This is a genomic window from Micromonospora sp. CNZ322 (assembly GCF_007827755.1).
The window spans coordinates 251057-270373 of the sequence record NZ_VITD01000010.1; the positions used below are offsets into that span (position 1 = coordinate 251057).

General features: G+C 73.2%; 16 protein-coding genes and 1 riboswitch. Of the genes, 7 read left to right on the forward strand and 9 right to left on the reverse strand.

The window, feature by feature from the left end:
• Window positions 1-7: 7 nt before the first annotated feature.
• Complete coding sequence (locus tag FB453_RS23540; protein ID WP_145793416.1) at window positions 8-1270, reverse strand: hypothetical protein; 1263 nt, start codon at window positions 1268-1270, stop codon at window positions 8-10.
• A gap of 109 nt (window positions 1271-1379) precedes the next feature.
• On the opposite strand from FB453_RS23540, the gene FB453_RS23545 reads away from it, so the two are divergent.
• On the forward strand, window positions 1380-2189 hold the full coding sequence (locus FB453_RS23545) for a DNA-formamidopyrimidine glycosylase family protein (protein WP_112725315.1): 810 nt from the start codon (window positions 1380-1382) through the stop codon (window positions 2187-2189).
• A 165-nt stretch (window positions 2190-2354) separates the two neighbouring features.
• Window positions 2355-5966: a hypothetical protein gene (locus FB453_RS23550; RefSeq protein WP_145793418.1), complete on the forward strand. Its 3612-nt coding sequence runs from the start codon at window positions 2355-2357 to the stop codon at window positions 5964-5966.
• Between the two features lie 39 nt (window positions 5967-6005).
• On the opposite strand, the gene pspM is transcribed toward FB453_RS23550, so the two are convergent.
• From pspM to FB453_RS23590, 7 genes are all read right to left on the reverse strand, one after another.
• Window positions 6006-6791 (reverse strand): phage shock envelope stress response protein PspM, encoded by a 786-nt coding sequence (pspM, locus tag FB453_RS23555; protein ID WP_145793420.1) that lies wholly within the window; start codon window positions 6789-6791, stop codon window positions 6006-6008.
• A gap of 22 nt (window positions 6792-6813) precedes the next feature.
• Entirely contained in the window at window positions 6814-7686 is an 873-nt protein-coding gene (locus FB453_RS23560; RefSeq protein WP_112586609.1) for a PspA/IM30 family protein, read from the reverse strand.
• A gap of 198 nt (window positions 7687-7884) precedes the next feature.
• The gene (locus FB453_RS23565; RefSeq protein WP_091400451.1) at window positions 7885-8319 is read right to left on the reverse strand and encodes a helix-turn-helix domain-containing protein; all 435 of its coding nucleotides are present in this window, start codon (window positions 8317-8319) and stop codon (window positions 7885-7887) included.
• A gap of 218 nt (window positions 8320-8537) precedes the next feature.
• Window positions 8538-9047 (reverse strand): CinA family protein, encoded by a 510-nt coding sequence (locus FB453_RS23570; RefSeq protein WP_145793421.1) that lies wholly within the window; start codon window positions 9045-9047, stop codon window positions 8538-8540.
• Between the two features lie 224 nt (window positions 9048-9271).
• The gene (gene pgsA / locus FB453_RS23580; protein ID WP_112586605.1) at window positions 9272-9862 is read right to left on the reverse strand and encodes a CDP-diacylglycerol--glycerol-3-phosphate 3-phosphatidyltransferase; all 591 of its coding nucleotides are present in this window, start codon (window positions 9860-9862) and stop codon (window positions 9272-9274) included.
• Window positions 9863-9939: 77 nt separating this feature from the next.
• Entirely contained in the window at window positions 9940-11448 is a 1509-nt protein-coding gene (gene rimO, locus FB453_RS23585; RefSeq protein ID WP_112586783.1) for a 30S ribosomal protein S12 methylthiotransferase RimO, read from the reverse strand.
• Between the two features lie 80 nt (window positions 11449-11528).
• Window positions 11529-12452 (reverse strand): Rossmann-fold NAD(P)-binding domain-containing protein, encoded by a 924-nt coding sequence (locus FB453_RS23590; RefSeq protein ID WP_145793424.1) that lies wholly within the window; start codon window positions 12450-12452, stop codon window positions 11529-11531.
• Between the two features lie 91 nt (window positions 12453-12543).
• Window positions 12544-12615, forward strand: a riboswitch (guanidine-III (ykkC-III) riboswitch).
• 60 nt (window positions 12616-12675) lie between these two features.
• Here FB453_RS23590 and sugE point away from each other — a divergent pair.
• Together sugE and FB453_RS23600 are read left to right on the forward strand one after the other, a co-directional pair.
• The gene (gene sugE, locus FB453_RS23595; protein ID WP_145793425.1) at window positions 12676-12990 is read left to right on the forward strand and encodes a quaternary ammonium compound efflux SMR transporter SugE; all 315 of its coding nucleotides are present in this window, start codon (window positions 12676-12678) and stop codon (window positions 12988-12990) included.
• An 82-nt stretch (window positions 12991-13072) separates the two neighbouring features.
• Complete coding sequence (locus FB453_RS23600) at window positions 13073-13318, forward strand: hypothetical protein (RefSeq protein WP_112586600.1); 246 nt, start codon at window positions 13073-13075, stop codon at window positions 13316-13318.
• A gap of 67 nt (window positions 13319-13385) precedes the next feature.
• On the opposite strand, the gene FB453_RS23605 is transcribed toward FB453_RS23600, so the two are convergent.
• Window positions 13386-15845: an FtsK/SpoIIIE family DNA translocase gene (locus tag FB453_RS23605; RefSeq protein WP_145793427.1), complete on the reverse strand. Its 2460-nt coding sequence runs from the start codon at window positions 15843-15845 to the stop codon at window positions 13386-13388.
• Between the two features lie 113 nt (window positions 15846-15958).
• Between FB453_RS23605 and FB453_RS23610 the strand changes: the two genes are divergently transcribed.
• From FB453_RS23610 to FB453_RS23620, 3 genes are all read left to right on the forward strand, one after another.
• Entirely contained in the window at window positions 15959-16438 is a 480-nt protein-coding gene (locus FB453_RS23610; protein ID WP_145793429.1) for a YbjN domain-containing protein, read from the forward strand.
• 86 nt (window positions 16439-16524) lie between these two features.
• Complete coding sequence (locus FB453_RS23615) at window positions 16525-18099, forward strand: type III secretion system chaperone family protein (protein WP_486480407.1); 1575 nt, start codon at window positions 16525-16527, stop codon at window positions 18097-18099.
• Window positions 18100-18222: 123 nt separating this feature from the next.
• The gene (locus FB453_RS23620) at window positions 18223-19275 is read left to right on the forward strand and encodes an LPXTG cell wall anchor domain-containing protein (RefSeq protein ID WP_145793433.1); all 1053 of its coding nucleotides are present in this window, start codon (window positions 18223-18225) and stop codon (window positions 19273-19275) included.
• Window positions 19276-19317 lie beyond the last annotated feature (42 nt).

The following is a 19317-nucleotide window of genomic DNA, read 5'->3' on the forward strand; positions in this document are numbered from 1 at the left end:
GCGTGGCTCAGCAGACCGGCACGCTGCCGCCGTACACGCTGGAGATGTACGCGTGGCTGACGTACTGGCCACTGGCCAGACGGTTCCAGCGGGTGGTGGTCCGGAAGGGGCCGGCGACCGACTGACCGGTGACGTAGCACTGGATCGGCACGTGGGCCAGGCGGGCGGCGAGGCCCCGCGTCGCGTACGACGTGCTGGCCCCGGTGCGGATGTTGAGCGGCCCGTCACCGACCACGCCGCGCGGCCCGCCTCCGGTCCACAGGTAGGCGACGTCCACCCAGGCGTTGGTGGTCAGCCGCAACCCGTCCCAGAACGTGCCGTCGGCCAGGTCGATGCCGGCCGGGTTGAGCACGGTCCGCCCGAACTGGTCCCGTCCGCCGTTGTAGCCGGACTGGTACGCGGCCTGCGCCTCGGGCCGGCCCTGCGGGAGGTTCTTCCAGTTCTCCCGGACCGATGACGGGTTCCAGTAGTCGTCGCGGGTGTTCCACGGCCCGACGTCCCAGACCGGGGCGTACTCGCAGCGGGAGCCGCTGGTGGTGCAGACCCGCACGGTGTAGTCGCCGGTGTTGAGCGGGGAGAGCCCTCGCCGCGACGGCAGCGCCGCGAAGTGGTCCCGGGGTTGCACGGTACGGCCGTTGGCGGTCACCTCACCGACGAGCCCGATGCGGGTGGCGTACACCCGGTAGGTGCGGCCTGGCGTGGCGGCGGAGACGGCGGCGTTCGCGTCGGCGGTGAGCTGCACGCCCCGTACCGTCGCCGTGGCGCCGCCATCGGGGGCGGTGAGCACCACCCGGGTCTGCACCCTGGTGACCGGCCGGTCGAAGACCGCGCCGGTGCTGGCCGCCCGCCACTCCGTCCAGCCGGCGGCCCGCCAGCCGCGGACCTGCGCCTCCACTGTCGCCCCGGCCGGAACCGCGGCGTTGATCTCGGCGCGGACCCGGGTGGCCGGCCGGGTGAGGGTGCGGGGAGCGGTCAGCAACATCCCCTCGGCGACCGCGCTGTGCGGGCTGCGGGCGCCGCGTCCGGTGGGCCGGGCCTCCCGCAGGCGGAGGCCGGCGGCGGTACGACGGACGTTGACATCATCGCGGTCGACGATGGTGAGGTCGGCGCTCCACCGTTCGTCGCCGGGTGCGGCGGCGACGAGGGTGATCGGAGCGCCGCCGGGTGCGACCGGGGCAGTGCCGGTGGCCGGTAGGAGCGCTGCGGTGAGTAGGAGGGCGAGGGTGGCGATGAGGGCGACGGATGGGATACGACAACGCGGTCGCGTCATGGGCATTCTCCTCAGAACTCCCTGACCCTCGCATGTCGGGAGATCATGAGGAACCTGAGTACAAATGGCGACACATGCGAATCTTGCTCGAAAGAGGGAGGATGGCAGGGTGCCCGAAGGCGACACCGTCTGGAACACCGCGCGCGTGCTGCACCGCGCGCTGGCCGGCGCGCGGATCACCGGCAGTGACTTCCGGGTGCCGCAGCTGGCGACCACGGACCTCACCGACTGGACCGTCCGCGAATCGGCCAGCCGGGGCAAGCACCTGCTGCTGCGGCTCAACGCCCCGACCGAGGAGCACTGGACCCTGCACTCCCACCTGCGGATGGACGGCGCCTGGCGGGCGTACGCCCCGGGGGAACGCTGGAGCGGCCGGCCCGCGCACCTGATCCGGGCCGTGCTGCGCAGCCCCGGCGCTGTCGCGGTCGGCTACCACCTGCACGACCTGACCCTGGTGCCGACCGCCGAGGAGGACCAGTTGGTCGGCCACCTCGGCCCCGACCTGCTCGGCTCCGACTGGGACCCGGCCGAGGCGGTCCGTCGGCTCGCCGACCACCCGGAGCAGACCATCGGCGAGGCGCTGCTCGACCAGCGCAACCTGGCCGGCGTGGGCAACCTCTACAAGTGCGAGGTGCTGTTCCTGCGGGGCGTGTCACCGTGGACCCCGGTCGGCGGAGTGCCCGACCTGCCGGGCCTGGTGGCCCTCGCACAGCGGCTGCTCGCCGCCAACCGGGGCCGGTGGACGCAGAGCAGCACCGGCTCACTGCACCGGGGGCAGACCAGCTACGTGTACGGCCGCCGCGCCCAGCCCTGCCGCCGCTGCGGCACCGCGATCCGCAAGGAGGAACTGGGCGAACGGGTCACCTACTGGTGCCCGGTCTGCCAGCCCGAGCGTCCGGGTCCGTCGTCATCCGGCTGACCAGGCTCTCGCCTGACGGGATCCATGGCAGAAACGGACGATTGGGTAATTCCTAACCGGCCGCCGGAGTCGCATGCTGCGGTTGAGCGCTCACCGACCGTCAGCAGAGTGCCGAGGTCCCCCACGCCGGGGTGGCGGACCTCGCGCCCCGAACCGGGGAGAGTCATGGCGATGTTCCGCAGACTCCGCTCCACCTTCTTCGAGCGGACCACCCGCGACACCGACGCCGACGGCCGGGCGGCGTCCGTGCCGGCCCCGCGTACCGCCGAGGAGGCCGTTGTCACGCCGAGCCTGGACCCGGCCGTCGTGCCCCGCTACTTCGGCCCGCTGCCGAACTTCGCCCACAGCCCCCGCCCGACGCGGGACCCCGACGGGCAGGTCGTGGCCGGGACCGGACTGCGCAAGTTCGTCGACCCACTGCCCCTGCCGGGCCAGCCGGGCAGCGGCGACCTCGGCAGCCACCTGCCGGTGGCGGTTCCGGACGCCATCAGCTATCCGGGCTGCGACTACTACGAGATCGGCCTACAGGAGTACGCCCAGCGGCTGCACCGGGACCTGCCGGTCACCCGGCTGCGCGGCTACCGGCAACTCAACCTGGGCACCGACCCGGCCGGACACAACACGGTGGCGCCTCCGGAGCGACCGTGGCACCTCGGGCCGATGATCCGCGCCCGTCGGGGTCGACCGGTCCGGGTGAAGTTCATCAACCAGCTCCCCACCGGTCGGTCCGGCGAGCTGTTCCTGCCGGTCGACGACACCATCGAGGGGGCCGGCCTGGGCCCACTGGACGGACCGGCGCCGTACCCGCAGAACCGGGCCGTGCTGCACCTGGCCGGGGCGCAGACCGGCTGGACCAGCGCGGGCAACCCGGGGCAGTGGATCACCCCGGCCGGGGAGATCACCCCGTACCCGACCGGGCCCGGCCTGGCCCACGTGCCGGACATGCCGGCGCCCGGAGCCGGCGCCACCACGCTCTACTTCCCGAACGAGCAGAGCGGCCGACTGCTGTGGTTCCACGACAACACCCTCGGCCTTGCCCGGCTCACCGTCTACAGCGGACAGCTCGCGCTCTACCTGCTCACCGACCCGGCCGAGGACCAGCTCGTCGCCGACGCGGTGCTGCCGGCCGACCAGGTGCCGTTGGTGATCGAGGACAAGACGTTCGTTCCGGACGACACCCAACTCGCCGCCGAGGACCCGACCTGGGACCGGGAACGCTGGGGCGCCCGGGGCAGCCTCTGGCACCCGCACGTCTACCAACCCCGGCAGAACCCGTACTCCTCCGGCGGACGCAACCCCACCGGCCGGTGGGACTACGGACCCTGGTCCCGCAACTCCGCCTCGGACGACGCCCGCACTGACGGCTGGGTGCCGAACCCGTACCACGACCCGGTCGGCGCGCCGGACGAGCCGCCGATGAGCCCCGGCGTACCGCACCCGTCGGCCGTTCCCGAGGCGTACGGCGACACCCCGATCGTCAACGGCGTCGCCTACCCGTACCTGGAGGTGCGGCCGCGCACGTACCGGTTCCGGATCCTCAACGCCTGCCTGGACCGCAGCCTCAACCTCCAGCTCTACCGGGCCTGCTCCGACGCGGCGATGTGGACGGCCGACGGGGCGCTCGCCGACCCGGACGCCGGTGAGGTGCCGATGGTGCCCGCCGCGCGGGCGGCGGACCGTCCGGCGGGGTGGCCGACCGACGGACGCGACGGCGGTGTGCCGGACCCGCGCGCCGCCGGCCCGGAGTTCATCCAGATCGGCAACGAGGCCGGCCTCCTGCCGGCGCCTGTGGTGCTGCCGAACCAACCGATCGGCTACCGCTACGACCGGCTCGACCCGACAGTGCTGAACGTCGACGGACACACGCTGCTGCTCGCCCCAGGCGAACGGGCCGACGTGCTCGTCGACTTCTCCGCCGTGCCGCCGGGCAGCACGCTGATCCTGTACAACGACGCTCCGGCCCCGCTGCCCGGCTTCGACACTCGCTACGACCAGCACACCGACGCCCCGGACCGCAGCGCCGAGGGCGGTCCACCCCCGACCGAACCGGGGTACGGCCCGAACACCCGCACCGTGCTCCAGTTCCGGGTCACCGGGACACCCGAGTCGCCGTACGACCTGAGCCGGCTGCGCGATCGGCTGCCCCTGGCGTACGCGGCCAGCCAGCGCCCGCCGATCGTCCCGCAGCCGGCGTACGACCCGGCGTTCGGCACCCGGACCCCGGCGCAGACGACGGTGCCGGTGCACGCCACCACTGTGACGTTCACGCCGACGGCCGGCACCGGCCCGGTGACAGTGCCGATCGCGGTCAAGGCCGCACAGCAGATCTTCGAACCGGACCACGGCCGGTCGGTGGGCCGGCTCGGCGTCGGGCACCCACACGCCGGGCCACTCAACCCGACGACGCTGCCGCTCGGTGCGACAGATCCGGTCACCGAGGTGCTCTTCGCCACCGACCCCGCCGTGCCGGTGGGCGCTCCCACCGACGGCACGCAGCTCTGGCGGATCAGCGGCAACGTCCGGCAGACCGAGCCGTTGCACGTCGCCGGCTGCGACGTGCAGGTGATCAACCGGGTTGGCTGGGACGGCACGCTGCGACTCCCGCACGGCACGGAGCTGGGCTGGAAGGGAGTCATCCGGGTCAACCCCCGGGAGGACGTGGTGGTGGCGCTGCGCCCGGTCGCGCCGGCGCTGCCGTTCAAGCTGGGAGACAGCGTCCGGCTGCTCGACCCCGGTCGCCCGGCCGGAGCGCGGACCGGGTCGACGCCGGTCAGCCCGATCGACGGGCGACCGGCCACTGTGGTCAACCAACTGGTCAACCTGGGTTGGGAGTACCGCTGGCACAGTCAGCGCGCCGGCCACCGCGACGGCGGGATGAGCCGGCCGCTGGTGCTGCGGGTGGCGCCGAAGGCGCCGACCGGGCTGACCGCCACACCGGTGTCCGGCTCGGCCACCGCGCTACCCGCGATCGCGCTGGCCTGGACCAGCAACGGCGGGCGACCGCCCGCCACCAGCCACCTGCTGCAACGGGCCACCGACGCGACCTTCGGCGGCGAGGTCACCACGATCACCGTCGCGGCCGCCGCCACCCGCTACACCGACGCGACAGTCACCCCGGGGGTGACCTACCACTACCGGATCCGGGCGGAGAACTCGGTCAGCTACTCGTCCTGGTCGAACGGGGTACCCGCCTCGGTGCACCTGGCCGCGCCGAGCGGCCTGGTCGCGACGCTCCCGCCGGCCGCGCCGCTGCGCGTGGCGCTGCGCTGGACGAACCGCTCGTTCGCCACCGGCATCGACGTGCAGCGGGCCACCAACCCGACGTTCACCAGCGGCCCGGGCACCACGGCGATCGGGGTCGGCGACAACCACCTGGACGCGACAGTGGCACCTGACACCACGTACTACTACCGGGTGCGGACCACCTACCTGGGCTCCGCCTCGGCGTGGTCGACGGTCGCCACGGTGACCTCGCCACCCGCGCCGGGAGCACCCAGCGGGGTGAGCGCCACCGCCAGCGCACCGGGGCCGGACACCGCGACGGTGATCCTGGCCTGGGAGGCGAGCACACCCGGCGGCCCGGGGTCCGGGTTCATCGTGCAGCGGGCACTCGACCCGGCCTTCGAGCAGGAGACGGCCACCTTCACGGTGACCGGCCGCGGCTTCACCAACACGGGGCTGGAACGGGACGTCACGTACCACTACCGGATCCGGTCGTTCAACGTCGTTGGCACCTCGCCGTACACCGGGCCGGTCCTGGTGACGACACCACCGTGACCGGCCCGGGGTCCACAGGCCGTCGCGGGGCGTGCGCCGTCAGCGCGTCGGCGCGCGCAGCGGGGTGCCGACGGCCCGCAGCTCGGCAAGCGCCCCGGCGACCCCGTGCAGCAGGTCGGTCGCCTCGGTGAGCCGGTCGGCGGCCGGGTGGGCGGTCTCCGGTCGGGAGTCCTCGGCCAGGTAGCCGGCGGCGGCGACAACCAGCCGTTCGTACGCCGCCACCCCGCCCTCCAGTTGAGCGTTCAGCGCGGCGTGTGCCTCGGCCAGCGGGGGCCGGGCGTCGGCCGGGGCCAGCCGCAGCGCGCGTTCGACGCTGGCCACCCGCGCGGCCAGGTCGCGCAGCGAGCGGTCGGCGGCGGCGGCCTCCTGCACCGCCGGCTCGGCCAGCCCGGTGAGCCGGGGGGCCATCCCGGCCAGGGTGAGTGCCGCCCGGTCCAGTCGGGCCCACTGCTCTCCGGCGCTGGTGCCGCGCAGCGCGATCCGGGAGCGGACCCGGCGCACCTCGGCCAGCACACCCGGGCCGACCGGCAGCCGCTCGACGGCGGCGATCAATCGGGCCCGCGACCGGGCCGCCGCCTCGGCCGGGTCGAGCGCGGGGGGCGCCGGCTGGGCGGTCAGGGCGCGCACGTCGATCCACCGCCAGGCGGCGAGCGCCACAGCGCTGCCCGCGGCGCCGGCCCAGGCCGCGTCGGGCAGACCAAGGCCGGCGTACGGAGTCAGCACCACCGCCGCGCCGCCGAGCCCACCGGCCAGCACGCTCCACCGTCGGGCCGACCGGCGAAGCCGACCCAGCCTCCGGAAGTACCGTGTCCGCTCGTCTGCCACAGCGCCCCCTCGATCCGGTCGTTCAGCCGGCGGCGGTCGGGTCGCCGGTGCCCCGCTCGCGAGCCATGCTGGCGCGCAGCTCGTCCAGCCGGGCGGCGGCCGTCGGGTCGTTGGCCGGGCCGGTCTTCTCGGCCTGCGGCACGGCCGGTCGCTGGGCCGCGCCGCCGAGCTGCTCCCCCGCCATGCTGGACCGGATCTGCTCCAGCCGGGCGGAGCCGGCCGAGTCGATTGTGGCCTTCTGAATTTCCAACATACGGCCCTCGACGGAGTTGCCGGCCAGTTCGGCGCGACCCATCGCGTTGGCGTACCGCCGCTCGATGCGGTCGCGCACCTCGTCCAGCGACGGGGTGTTTGTGGGCGCGGTCAGCGACGACATCGACTCCAGCGAGCGGGCCACCGTCTCCTGCATCTTGGCCTGCTCCAGCTGGCTGAGCAGCTTGGTGCGCTCGGCGAGCTTCTGCTGGAGGATCATCGAGTTGTTCTCGACCGCTCGGCGGGCCTGGGCGGCGGCGCCCAGCGCCTGGTCGTGCAGGGTCTTCAGGTCCTCGGTGGCCTGCTCGGCGGAGACGAGCTGGCTGGCCAGCGTCTGCGCGGACTGCTCGAAGCGCACCGCCTCGGCCTCGTCGCCCTTGGCGCGGGCCTGGTCGGAGAGCACCAGGGCCTGCCGGGCGTTGCCCTGCAACCGCTCGACCTCGGTCATCTGCCGAGACAGCTTCATCTCCAGCTGACGCTGGTTGCCGATCACCGCGGCAGCCTGCTGAACAAGCGCCTGGTGCTGCCGCTGGGCATCCTCGATGGCCTGCTGGATCTGCACCTTGGGATCGGCGTGCTCGTCGATCTTCGCACCGAAGAGCGCCATCAGGTAGTTCCAACCCTTGACGAACGGGTTCGCCATCTCCGCGGTATCCCCTCAGTAGCGTCGCTCCACCACGGCCGGGCCGGCTGGACCGTCCGACCGTGACCGGCCGGTCTCCATCGTCCCAGCCGAACGCCAATGAGGCATCCGTACCGGGCGGTCGACAGCACCGGCAGCTCCTGCGAGCAACCCTACGCGGCCGGGGCCAGCCCGCCCATGGTCAACTGGATCGGCGGCTCAGGCCGCGCAGACCACGTCCCGGTCGCGCTCGGTCGGGCGGACCCGGGTGCTGCGCAGGGTGGCCTTGAGCGGCGAGTCCTGGCGGACCGAGACAGCGACCTTGCCGTCGGAGGTGACCTGACGGACACCCCGGTTGGTGCTCTTGGCTGCGGCGTCGGCCGGCTCGTCCTGCATCGAGACGAGCACCCCGGGCATCTGCTCGGCGAGCGCCACGGTGTCGCTCACCTCACGCAGCAGCTCGGAGAGGCGGGCACCGAGGGCGTCGCAGATCGCGGCGAGCAGCTCGCTCGACGGCTCCTTGTGCCCGCGCTCAATCTCGGAGAGGTAGCCGAGGCTGACGTTGGCGGCGGTGGAGACCTCACGCAGCGTGCGCTGCTGGCCTTGCCGGCGCGCTCGCAGTGCGTCACCGATCACCCGGCGTAGCAGGATCATCGCACCTCCCCCTGAGGGATACCTCGCGCCCGCCGCTGGGCGGCCGGTCGCGGCGGACCGCGCCGACCCCGAACGTCGGAGCCTTCCCGCAACCGTACCCGTTGCGGGCCCGGGCGACATCCCGCCCCGCCCGTCGGTTCGTCGGGACGGGCTCACCGGGGCGCGCCGCCGCCCGTGTTGCGTCGGCTCGGGTGGCTCCGACCGCTTCGGCCCTGGCTTCACGAGGTTGCGGCGGCGAGCCGCTCGGAGAGCAACCGCAGCGCCTCGACCACCGCCTCCGCCCGGACGTGGTCCCGCCCGTTGCCCAGGTCGAGCTGGCGGACCTCGCCGCCGTTCGGGCCGGCGACCGCGACGTAGACCAGGCCCACGGGTTTCCCGTCCTGCGGCTCCGGGCCGGCGACCCCCGTGGTGGCCAGCCCCCAGTCCGCGCCGCACCGCTGCCGGCCACCCTCGGCGAGCGCCGCCGCCACCTCTGGGTCCACCGGCCCCCGCTCGGACAGGAGGTCATCCGGTACGCCGGCCAGGGTCGCCTTCAGCTCGGTGGCGTAGACCACGAGACCACCCCGGTAGACCCCGCTGACCCCGGCGATGTTCACGATCGAAGCGGCGAGCGACCCACCGGTGAGCGATTCGACAGTGGCCAGGGTCTCGTGCCGCTCGGCCAGCCGGTGCACGACCGCGGCCGCCGCACTACCCACCTCCGCACCGTCCACCTCAGCACCGTTCACCCCAGCACCACCAACCCCAGGACCGCCCACCCCAGCACCACCCACCTCGTCACCGTCCACCGACACCCAACCAGTCCTTCCCCACCCACCAGTCCCCAACCCAACTGCCCACAACCCCCCGACCCCATCGCGTTGATCATGAAGTTGGCGTCACGACACGCCGCCCCGGAGGGCAACAACTTCATGATCAACGGGGGGCGGAGGGGGGGTGGGACGGGGTGGGGTTAGCGGGGGCGGCGGAGGCGGAGGGCCTGGGCTATGTAGTCGAAGCCGGTGATCACCGTGACCAGGACGGCGGCGGCCATGATCCAGGGGCCGACGGCGGCGAGCGCGGCCGGCATCGGCCAGAGGTACCAGGCGATGGCGAGGATCTGGAGCGCGGTCTTGACCTTGCCACCTCGGCTCGCGGCGATCACGCCGTGCCGGATCACCCAGAACCGCAGCCCGGTGATGCCCAGCTCGCGGACGAGGATCAGCGCGGTCACCCACCAGGGCAGTTGGTCGTACCAGGAGAGCAGCACCAGCGCCGCGCCGGTGAGCGCCTTGTCGGCGATCGGGTCGGCCACCTTGCCCACCGACGTGACCAGCCCGAAGCGGCGGGCGATCCAGCCGTCCACCAGGTCGGTCGCCGAGGCCACCGCGAAGATCAGGCAGGCCGCCATCCGCCAACCGGAGTGGGTCATCCCGGACATGATCACCGAGGCAGCGAAGACCGGCACCAGCACCAGCCGCAGGGCGGTCAACGCGTTGGCCGCGTTGACGACGGGCACCACGGCCACCACCCGGCCCGGCGTCGACTCCGTCGCCCCGGTCACCGCCGCACTCCGCTCGGGCCGCCGTGGCGTTCCCGGCACCGCACCACCTGGGTCCCCCGCTCCGCTCGGGCCCGCCGTCACCGTGCCGCGCCGGGCGCCGCCGAGATCATCTCATCCGGCACGGCGAGCAGGTCCACCCCTTCGGTGCCGGTCACTGTTGCGCGCACCAGATCACCCGGGCGCAGCGCGGCCAGGTCGACCCCGCCCTCGGCCGGGGCGACCAGGGTGGTTGAACCGTCCACCTCCGGCGCCTGGTGGGCCGCCCGGCCCTCCACGACGCCGTCCTCGATCGAGTCGACCAGCACCTCGACGGTCGAGCCGAGCCGGTCTTCGGCCCGCTGCGAGCAGAGCTCGTCGGCGAGGGCGCTGAGCCGGTCGTAGCGCCGCTTGATCGTCGCGGCGGAGACCTTGCCGGGCAGGCCGGCGGCCTCGGTGCCGTCCTCGTCGCTGTAGTCGAACATGCCGATCGCGTCGAGCCGGGCCTCGGTCAGGAACCGGACCAGCTCGTCGACGTCGGCGCGGGTCTCGCCGGGGAAACCGACGATGAAGTTGCTCCGGGCGCCCGCGTCCGGGGCCAGGGCGCGGGCACCCGCCAGCAGCTCCAGGAACCGGTCGGTGGAGCCGAAACGCCGCATCCGGCGCAGCACCGGCTCGCTGGAGTGCTGGAACGACAGGTCGAAGTACGGGGCCACGCCCGGGGTGTTGGCGATCGCCTCGACCAGCCCGGGTCGGGTCTCGGCCGGCTGAAGGTAGCTGGCCCGCACCCGGACGATGCCGGTCACCGCGGCGAGCTGCGGCAGCAGCTTCTCCAGGGCGCGCGGGTCACCCAGGTCCTTGCCGTAGGAGGTGGAGTTCTCGCTGACCAGCACCAGCTCCCGTACGCCGGTCTTGGCCAACCACTCCGCCTCGGCGAGCAGCTCGTCCGGGGTACGCGAGACGAAGGCCCCCCGGAAGGCCGGGATGGCGCAGAACGCGCAGCGGCGGTCGCAGCCGCTGGCCAGCTTCAGCGAGGCCACCGGGCCGGTGTCGAGCCGTCGGCGCAGCACCTGGCGCAGGTGTGCCGGGGTGTGCTCATCGGTGTCGACGACGGTGCGGCTCACCGTGCCGTGGCCGGGCAGGGACACACCGCTGTCGCGGCGCTGCACCGGGGTCAGCGGCAGCAGCTCGCGCCGGTCCCGTGGGGTGTGCGCGGTGATCTGCTCGCCGGCGACGACGGCGTTCAGCCGGGCTGCGATGTCGGGGTAGTCGTCGAAGCTCAGCACCGCCTGGGCCTCGGGGAGGCTGTCGGCCAACTCCCGGCCGTACCGCTCGGCCATGCAGCCTGCGGCGACCACCTTGGCGCCCGTTCCGGCGGCGGCGAGCAGGGTCTGGATCGAGTCCTGCTTGGCCTTCTCCACGAAACCGCAGGTGTTGACGACCACCACGTCGGCGCCCTCGCCGTCGGTGGTCACCTGCCAGCCGTCGGCGTGCAGGCGGGCGGCCAGCTCCTCCGAGTCGACCTCGTTGCGGGCACAGCCCAGGGTCAGCAGGGCGACGCGACGGCCCTCGGCGTGGTCAGCGGGAGAAGGAGAGGTGGCAGACACCATCCGAGGGTACCGGGCCGGCCGGGTAAGCCCGCGCACGCGGGCTGCGGAGACGGCCAACAGGGAGGCGAACGTCATTCCGGTCAGTGCGCCTCGGCGCCAACCCGGGTCAGCGCGTCGAGCAGGAACACCTCGGTGCCGGCCAGGCCGGTGGAGCAGAAGACGGAGATCTGGTCCGCGGTGGTCCGGCCGGGGACCGCGCCGGCCAGGATGCCGCCCAGGTCGCGCAACCGCCCGGCGTACGGGGGTGTGGCCGCGAGCATCGGCGGCTGGTAGTCCGCCGCCTGGGCCGGTGAATCGGTGACCAGCAGGTCGGCGGTGTCCAGCAGGTCGGTACCGAACTCGCTGCGGTCACGCTGCTTGAAACCGACCGCGTTGACGTGCGTGCCGGGGCTGAGGTCGGCGGCGCAGAGCACCGGGGTCGGGCTGGTGGTCGCCAGCACCACAAGGTCCCGCCCGGCGACGGCCGAGCCCGGGTCGGCCACCGCGCGGGCCGGCACGCCCAGTTCGGCACGGACCCGGGCGGCGAAGGCCTCCCGGCGAGCGGCGGAGCGGCTGTGCACCACCACCTCGCGCAACGGGCGGACCGCGGCGGCGGCCCAGACCTGGGTCCACGCCTGCCGGCCGGAGCCGATCACCCCGAGGGCGGCGGCGTCGGGACGGGCCAGCGCGTCGACCGCGAGGCCCCCCAACCCTCCGGTACGACGGGAGCCCAACTCCTCGCCGACCGCGACCGCCCGGATCGCCCCGGTCCGGGCGTCGTGCAACACCACCAACTGCTCGCCCTGCGGATGACCGAACGTGTCGTACGAGCGGAAGCCGTACCACTCGCCGACCAGGTGCCCGGCGGTGAGCACCATCCGCCCGCCGCTCAACGGTGCGGCGGCTCGGGGCGGCGCGATCAGCCGTCCCTCGTACGCGGCCAGGAGGGCGGCGCGCATGGCGTCGACAGTGGTGACGGCGTCCAGCGCGGCGGCGACCTCGGGGTCGGCGTAGAGCATGGTCATGGTGGCGATACTGCAAGTTGAAGTCAGGTGGAGGTCAACGGACCGTGGTGGTGGTCACCGCCCCGCTACCGGGGTCGGTGCTAGCGTCGGCACCGGCGGCCGAATGCTCGTGGCCGCTCCGGACGAGTGGTGGGCGTACCCGGTCAGGCCAAGACGCCCCGCGTGACGTGCAGACTCGACTCGTCCCGGCGCGGCAGCCCGGGCGCTTCCGGTGAGGTGAACGATGGCCTGGCTCGTACTGGTGATCTCGGGGCTGTTGGAGACGGCCTGGGCGATCGCCCTGGACCGCAGCGCCGGTTTCAGCCGGCTGGTCCCGTCCGTGGTGTTCGTGGTGACCCTGCTGTTGAGCATGGCCGGGCTGTCGTACGCGCTGCGGGACATCCCCGTCGGCACCGGCTACGCGGTCTGGGTCGGCATCGGCGCGGTCGGCACCGCGCTGGTCGGGATGCTGGCGCTCGGCGAGTCGGCGAGCGTGCCCCGAATCCTCTGCCTCCTGCTGGTGGTCGCCGGCGTGATCGGTCTCAAGATCTTCCACTGAGACGCGCCGTCGGCAGGCGTGGCCAGCGCCCACAGTGGGTAGTGATCGATTCGTCACGACAGGCTCTCACCCGGAGGAAGACATGGCCGACATGCCGAGCACCGCCCGTCCCCGCAGCAACGCCGCCCGCATCCTCACCATCGTGGGCTTCGTCTTCGCGGTCCTGGCCCTGCTGCTCAACCCGATCATCTTCGGCGTGCTCGGCGTCATCGCGGGCGTCGTCGGCGCGGTGCTCGGTGACAAGCCGCTGGGTTGGTACGCCGCCGTGGCCAGCGTCGTCGCCGCGATCATCAGCTTGGTGATCATCGGCGCGCTGATCAACAACTGACCACTCCCCCACGTCGCGGGCCCGCCGGATTCCGGCGGGCCCGTCGTGCGTCCGGGTCGACTGTCGATCAGTCCACGTCGCCGCGCAGGCCGGCCAGGACCTCGTCCAGCTCGTCCGGCTTGACCAGCACGTCGCGCGCCTTCGACCCCTCGGACGGCCCGACCACCCCCCGGGTCTCCATCAGGTCCATCAGGCGGCCCGCCTTGGCGAAACCGACACGCAGCTTGCGTTGCAGCATCGAGGTCGAGCCGAACTGCGAGGTGACCACCAGCTCCACCGCCTGCACCAGCAGGTCCAGGTCGTCGCCGATGTCCTCGTCGATCTTCTTCTTGTTCTCCTGCGCCGGGGCCAGCACGTCCTTGCGGAACTCCGGCTCACGCTGGTCCTTGCAGAACTTCACCACGTCGGCGATCTCGCGCTCGGTGACCCAGGCGCCCTGGATCCGGACCGGCTTGGAGGCGCCCATCGGCAGGAAGAGCCCGTCACCACGGCCGAGCAGCTTCTCCGCGCCCGGCTGGTCGAGGATGACCCGGGAGTCCGCGAGGGAGGAGGTGGCGAACGCCAGCCGGGACGGCACGTTCGCCTTGATCAGACCGGTCACCACGTCGACCGATGGACGCTGGGTGGCCAGCACCAGGTGAATGCCGGCGGCCCGGGCCAGCTGAGTGATCCGGACGACCGAGTCCTCCACGTCGCGCGGCGCGACCATCATCAGGTCGGCAAGCTCGTCCACGATCACCAACAGGTACGGGTACGGACGCATCTCGCGTTCACTGCCCGGAGGAGCCGTGATCTCGCCGTTGCGGACCTTGCGGTTGAAGTCGTCGATGTGCCGGACCCCGTTGGCGGCGAGGTCGTCGTAACGCATGTCCATCTCGCGGACCACCCAGTCCAGCGAGTCGGCCGCCTTCTTCGCGTTGGTCACGATCGGGGTGACCAGGTGGGGAATGCCCTCGTAGCCGGTCATCTCGACCCGCTTCGGGTCGATCAGAAGCAGGCGCACCTCGTCCGGGGTGGCCCGGGTGAGGATGGACACCAGCAGGGTGTTGAGACAGCTCGACTTGCCCGCGCCGGTGGCGCCGGCGATCAGGATGTGCGGCATCTTGGCGAGGTTGGCCACCACGTAGCCGCCCTCGATGTCCTTGCCGAGCGCCACCACCATCGGGTGGTGATCGCTGGTCGCCGCCCGCGAGCGCAGCACGTCGCCGAGGGCCACGTTCTCCGGATCGGTGTTCGGGATCTCCACGCCGACAGCGCTCTTGCCCGGGATCGGACTGAGGATCCGTACGTCCGGTGACTTCACCGCGTACGCGATGTTGCGGGACAGCTGGGTGATCCGCTCGACCTTGACGCCGTGCCCCAGCTCCACCTCGTAGCGGGTGACGGTCGGGCCACGGGTGAAGCCGGTGACGGCGGCGTCCACATCGAACTGGTCGAAGACGCCGGTCAGCGCGGCGATCACCTCGTCGTTGGCCTTGCTGCGGGTCTTCGCGGCCGCTCCGGCGCTGAGCATGTTGGCCGGCGGCAGGGTGTAGTCCCCGGACAGCCCGGTCAACGCGAGCTGTTCGGCCCGGGTCGGGGCGGGCGAGTGCTCCGGCGGCTCGACCGGCGGTTTGCGGCTCGCCGGCACCTTCCCCGGAGACTTGCGCGGCAGCACCATGGTTTCCTGGAGGTCCGCGCCGTCCAGGTCCTCGAAGTCGTCCGGGTCCAGTGGTGCGGGCATCCGCTTAGCCGGTCGCTTGCGCGCCGGCTTGGCGGCCACCTCGTCCGCCTCCTCATCCGCCTCCGGTGCGCCGACCAGCCCACCGGCGAGCAGGCCCAGCCGCTCCGGGATCTTGTTGATCGGTGTCGCGGTCACCACGAGCAGGCCGAAGAGCAGCAGCAGGATGAGCAGCGGCACCGCCACCCAGGCGGTGACCGCCCGCTCCAGCAGCCCGCCGACGCCCGCGCCGACCAGACCGCCGGCGAAGTCACGCTCCAGCGGGTCGGCCGGGTCCTGACCGATCTGGAGCAGCGCGGCGGTCGACACCAGCAGCGAACCCCAGCCGATCAACCCACGGCCCCGGTGCTCCGGATCGGCCGGCTGACGCATCAGCCGCCACGCCCCGATCATCAGCAGCACCGGTACGACCACCGAGATCGCGCCCAGGAAGAGCCGGATCGTGTCGGCCAGCCGCGTGCCCACCGGCCCCGCTCCGGACAGCCAGAGCGCCACGGCGCTGAGCAGGGCGAGCCCGAACATGAGCAGCCCGGCACCGTCACGGCGGTGCTCCGGGTCGAGGTCGCGGGCCGAGGCGGCCTGCCGGCCGGCGGCGCGCACCGCCCAGCCCATCCCGTGCGCCAGCCCCATCCACAGTGCACCGACCGCACGGCCGACGTAGACCGCCGGGCCGGGCCGCGGCGGCGTGGTGCGACGTCGGACCGGCGCCCGGGTGGTCTTCTTCGCCGGTTGACGGGCACGACTGTTGGTGCCACCGCGCGGCGACGCGCCGCGTCGCCGGCTCGCCTGAGAGGTACGGCCCGCCATAGAGTCACGGTAACGGTGGGGCCGGGCAGATCCCCGCTTTTCCGGGTCGTGTCCGCGCGTCGTAACACGAACCCCACCGCCGGCCGTGATATCCGCCTCAGAAGGGATGCCCCATGGCGTCGCCGGAAATCGAAGGCGATCCGGACGATCCGCTGGCCGGGCACCCTGGCGCACTGCGTCCGCTGACCGGCGATCTGGTCGCCGCGGTGCTCGCTGCCCGTGGCCGATCCGTCGATCCGACCCCGGACGGCGAGCTGGTGGGCCACTTCGACGACAACCTGATCTGGTTCCTCCGCGTCGGCGGGGACGGGGAGCTGCTCCAGATCCGCACCATGGTCGATCCGACCTTCGGCATCGAACGGGTGCCCGACCTGTACGCGTTCTGCAACTCCTGGAACCACGACCGGCTCTGGCCGAAGGCGTTCGTCCACGTCGCCGACGACGGTCGGGCCCGGGTGTACGGAGAGGTGATCACCGACCTGGAACGCGGCGTGACCCCACACCAGCTCGACCAACTGCTCGACTGTGGCATCTCCACCGGCTGCCAGCTGGCCGTGGCGGTCCGTCGACTACCCGGCGCGGTGCCGTCGTGACCGGCCGGGACGAGTTCACCGGCAGCCGCACCGGCACGCCACCCACCGGCTCCGGTGACCGGCTCGCGCGGGGCCGCGTACCGGCGCTGGAGGCCGCGCTCGCCGAGGCTCGGGACCTTCCCGACGGCCCGGCCCGGCAGGTGGCCCTGGAGCGGCTCGCCGAGCGCGCCGACGCGGCCGGCGACGTCCGGTCCGGGATGGACGCGCGGTTCGCGTTGATCGAGGCGTACCTGCTGCACGGGGAGCGGTGGCGTCTGGTCGAGCCGGTCCGGCGCTGCCGGGCCGCCGCCGACCACCGACCCGACCTGCTCACCGAAACGGAGACCGGCCTGCTGCTGCGCTACCAGCGGTACGCGGTTGAGGCGCTGCTCGGCACCCCCCGCGTCGGGCTGGACCAGACCCGGTCCCTGCTGCACGACCTGGCCCACCGCGTCGGCGCGGACGGCCCGGACACACCGACCGTCGCTGAGCTGCACTGCCGGATCGCCGATCACCTGGGCGACGAGCCCACCGCCCGGCACTGGTACGAACGGTGGTCCGGAAAACGGCCGGGCCCGGCCGGCGGCTGCCCGGGCTGCGCCTCGGCCCGGCGTGCCGAGCTGCTGGCCGGCTGGGGCGAGTGGCATGCCGCGGTCAGCGAGCTCGGGGAAACCGATGGCGACCCGCAGTCCTGCACCGACCAACCCGAGCGGGACCTGGTCGCCGGTCTGCTGCCGGCACTGCGCACCGGCGAGCAGGCACGGGCGGCGACGGCGCACGTGCGGGCGTACCGCCGGCACCGGCGGGAGCGCGCGGCGTTCCCGCACCTCGCCGCGCACCTGCGGTTCTGCGCGCTGGGCGGGCACCTGGAACGCGGGCTGGCCATTCTGGCCGAGCAGCTGCCCCGGTTGGACCGGCCGACCGACGATCTCGCCGCCATGGAGTTCGCCGCAGCCGGGGCACTGGTCTGCGGGCTGGCCGTCGAGGCAGGGCTGGGCGGGCGGACGATGCCCCGGCCGGCGTACGGCGAACGGACGGCCACCGAGTTGGACGTCGCCACGCTCGGGGCGCTGCTGCTCGGGGTGGCCAACGAGTTGGCCGGCAGCTTCGACGCGCGCAACGGCACCGGGCACCACTCCGGACGGATGGCCGCATGGCTGGCCGAGCGCCCGCTCGCGGCGCCGGTTCCGCTGCCCACCGACGACGAACCTGACGAGCCAGACGAGCCCGACGCCGACTGGCCCGAGGCCGAGACCGAGGCCGAGCTGGGCGAACGCGAGTTGTCCGCGCTCTCCCTCGGCATGATCACCGGGATCCTGGACGGGCGCGGCGACCGATACCTCGTGGACGAGGGCGAGACCGTGGTCGGCCACTGGGAGGGGGCGGTGATCCAGTTCCGGCGGGCCGGTGAGCGCGGCGAGGTGCTGCACGTCCGCGCCATGGCCGACCGCCGGCTGCCAACGGCCCGCCGCGCCGAGGCGTACGCCTTCTGCAACGCGTGGAACCACGACCGGCTGCTGCCCAAGGCGTACGCACACGACCTCGGCGACGAGTTGGTGCTGGCCGGCGACGTGGCCACCGACCTGGCGCACGGGGTCGCCCCGGCGCAGCTACGGGTCCTCATGGACGCCGCCATCGCCACCGGCATCGCGTACGCCGAGGCCGTCGCCGCGCTGCCCTGATTCGCCAGGGGCGCCAACGGTTGCAGTTGCCGCGCGACTGCACGACATCCGACAGCTCGCAACCGGGAGAACGGCACCGGGGTGATATCGCCGTCAGCCCACCGCAACCCCTCGGGAGTCGTCATGAACCGCCCTCTCCGGTCCGGCATCGTCGGTGCCGCCGTGCTCGCCCTGTCCGCCCTCGCCACCCCGACCGTTGCCGGTGCCGCCCCCGCAAAGCCGACCGTCTCGCCGAGCACGACGGCCGGGAACGCCGCGCCGACGATCCTGGCCCGGGCCGACATCGTCTTCCTCGGCGGCGACCCGTGGCACCCGTCGGGTCCGCTGGAGGTCAAAGTCGTCAACGAGGGTGGGGCAGCGGCGAAGGGCTTCTTCGTGCTCCGCCTGCCACAGGACGCCGACCTGACCGCTGGCGGCGACTGCCGGGCCGGCGACGGTGCGCCGAGGACCTGGGTCTGCGGCGGCGCGGAACTGCCCGCCGGGGGCGATCGGACGTACCGCCTGACGGTGACCTCATCGGCTGCGCAGCCGGTCTTCGGGGTGACCGGGTGGGGTTCCGTTGCCGGTCAGGACGCCACTGGCCGCGCCGACCGACCCACCGAATTCCGGATCAACTGGCCGGACCGCACGACGCTGCGGCTACGGGCCACCGCCGGCCCGGTCGTCGACGGTGCCGCGACCATCCGGGTCCGGGTCACGAACACCGGCACGTTCGACATCGGCGGGTACTCGTTGAACGTCGCCACCCCGGCCGGGGTGCGGGTCACCGCACCGGGGTGCTCCGACAGCGGCCGGATGAACGGTGTGGGCTGCGAGATCCTGCGCGAGCGCCGCCTCGCGGACGGCGCCACGGACAGCTTCGACGTACGGGTGACGACCTCTGGCGGCACGAAGAGCGTTCGGCTCTGGCTCGCGCCCACCACCCGGTACACCAACCCGGACACCTCGGTGACGCTCCGCCTGACCGGCGGCGGATCCGGAGGCGGCGCGGCCACCACCGCGCCACCGGCCGACCCGACCACGCCAGCGACCACGGCGCCGGCCACGCCCGCCCCGGAGGCAACGGAACTGCCGCGCACCGGCACGACCACCATCGTGTACGGCCTGATCGGCGTGTCGCTGCTGACTCTCGGCGGCGGACTGCTGCTCCTGCGACGCCGGCTCCAGCGTGGCTGATTCGCAACGGCGAGCCCAGTCCTGAAAACGGCGATGCCCGCC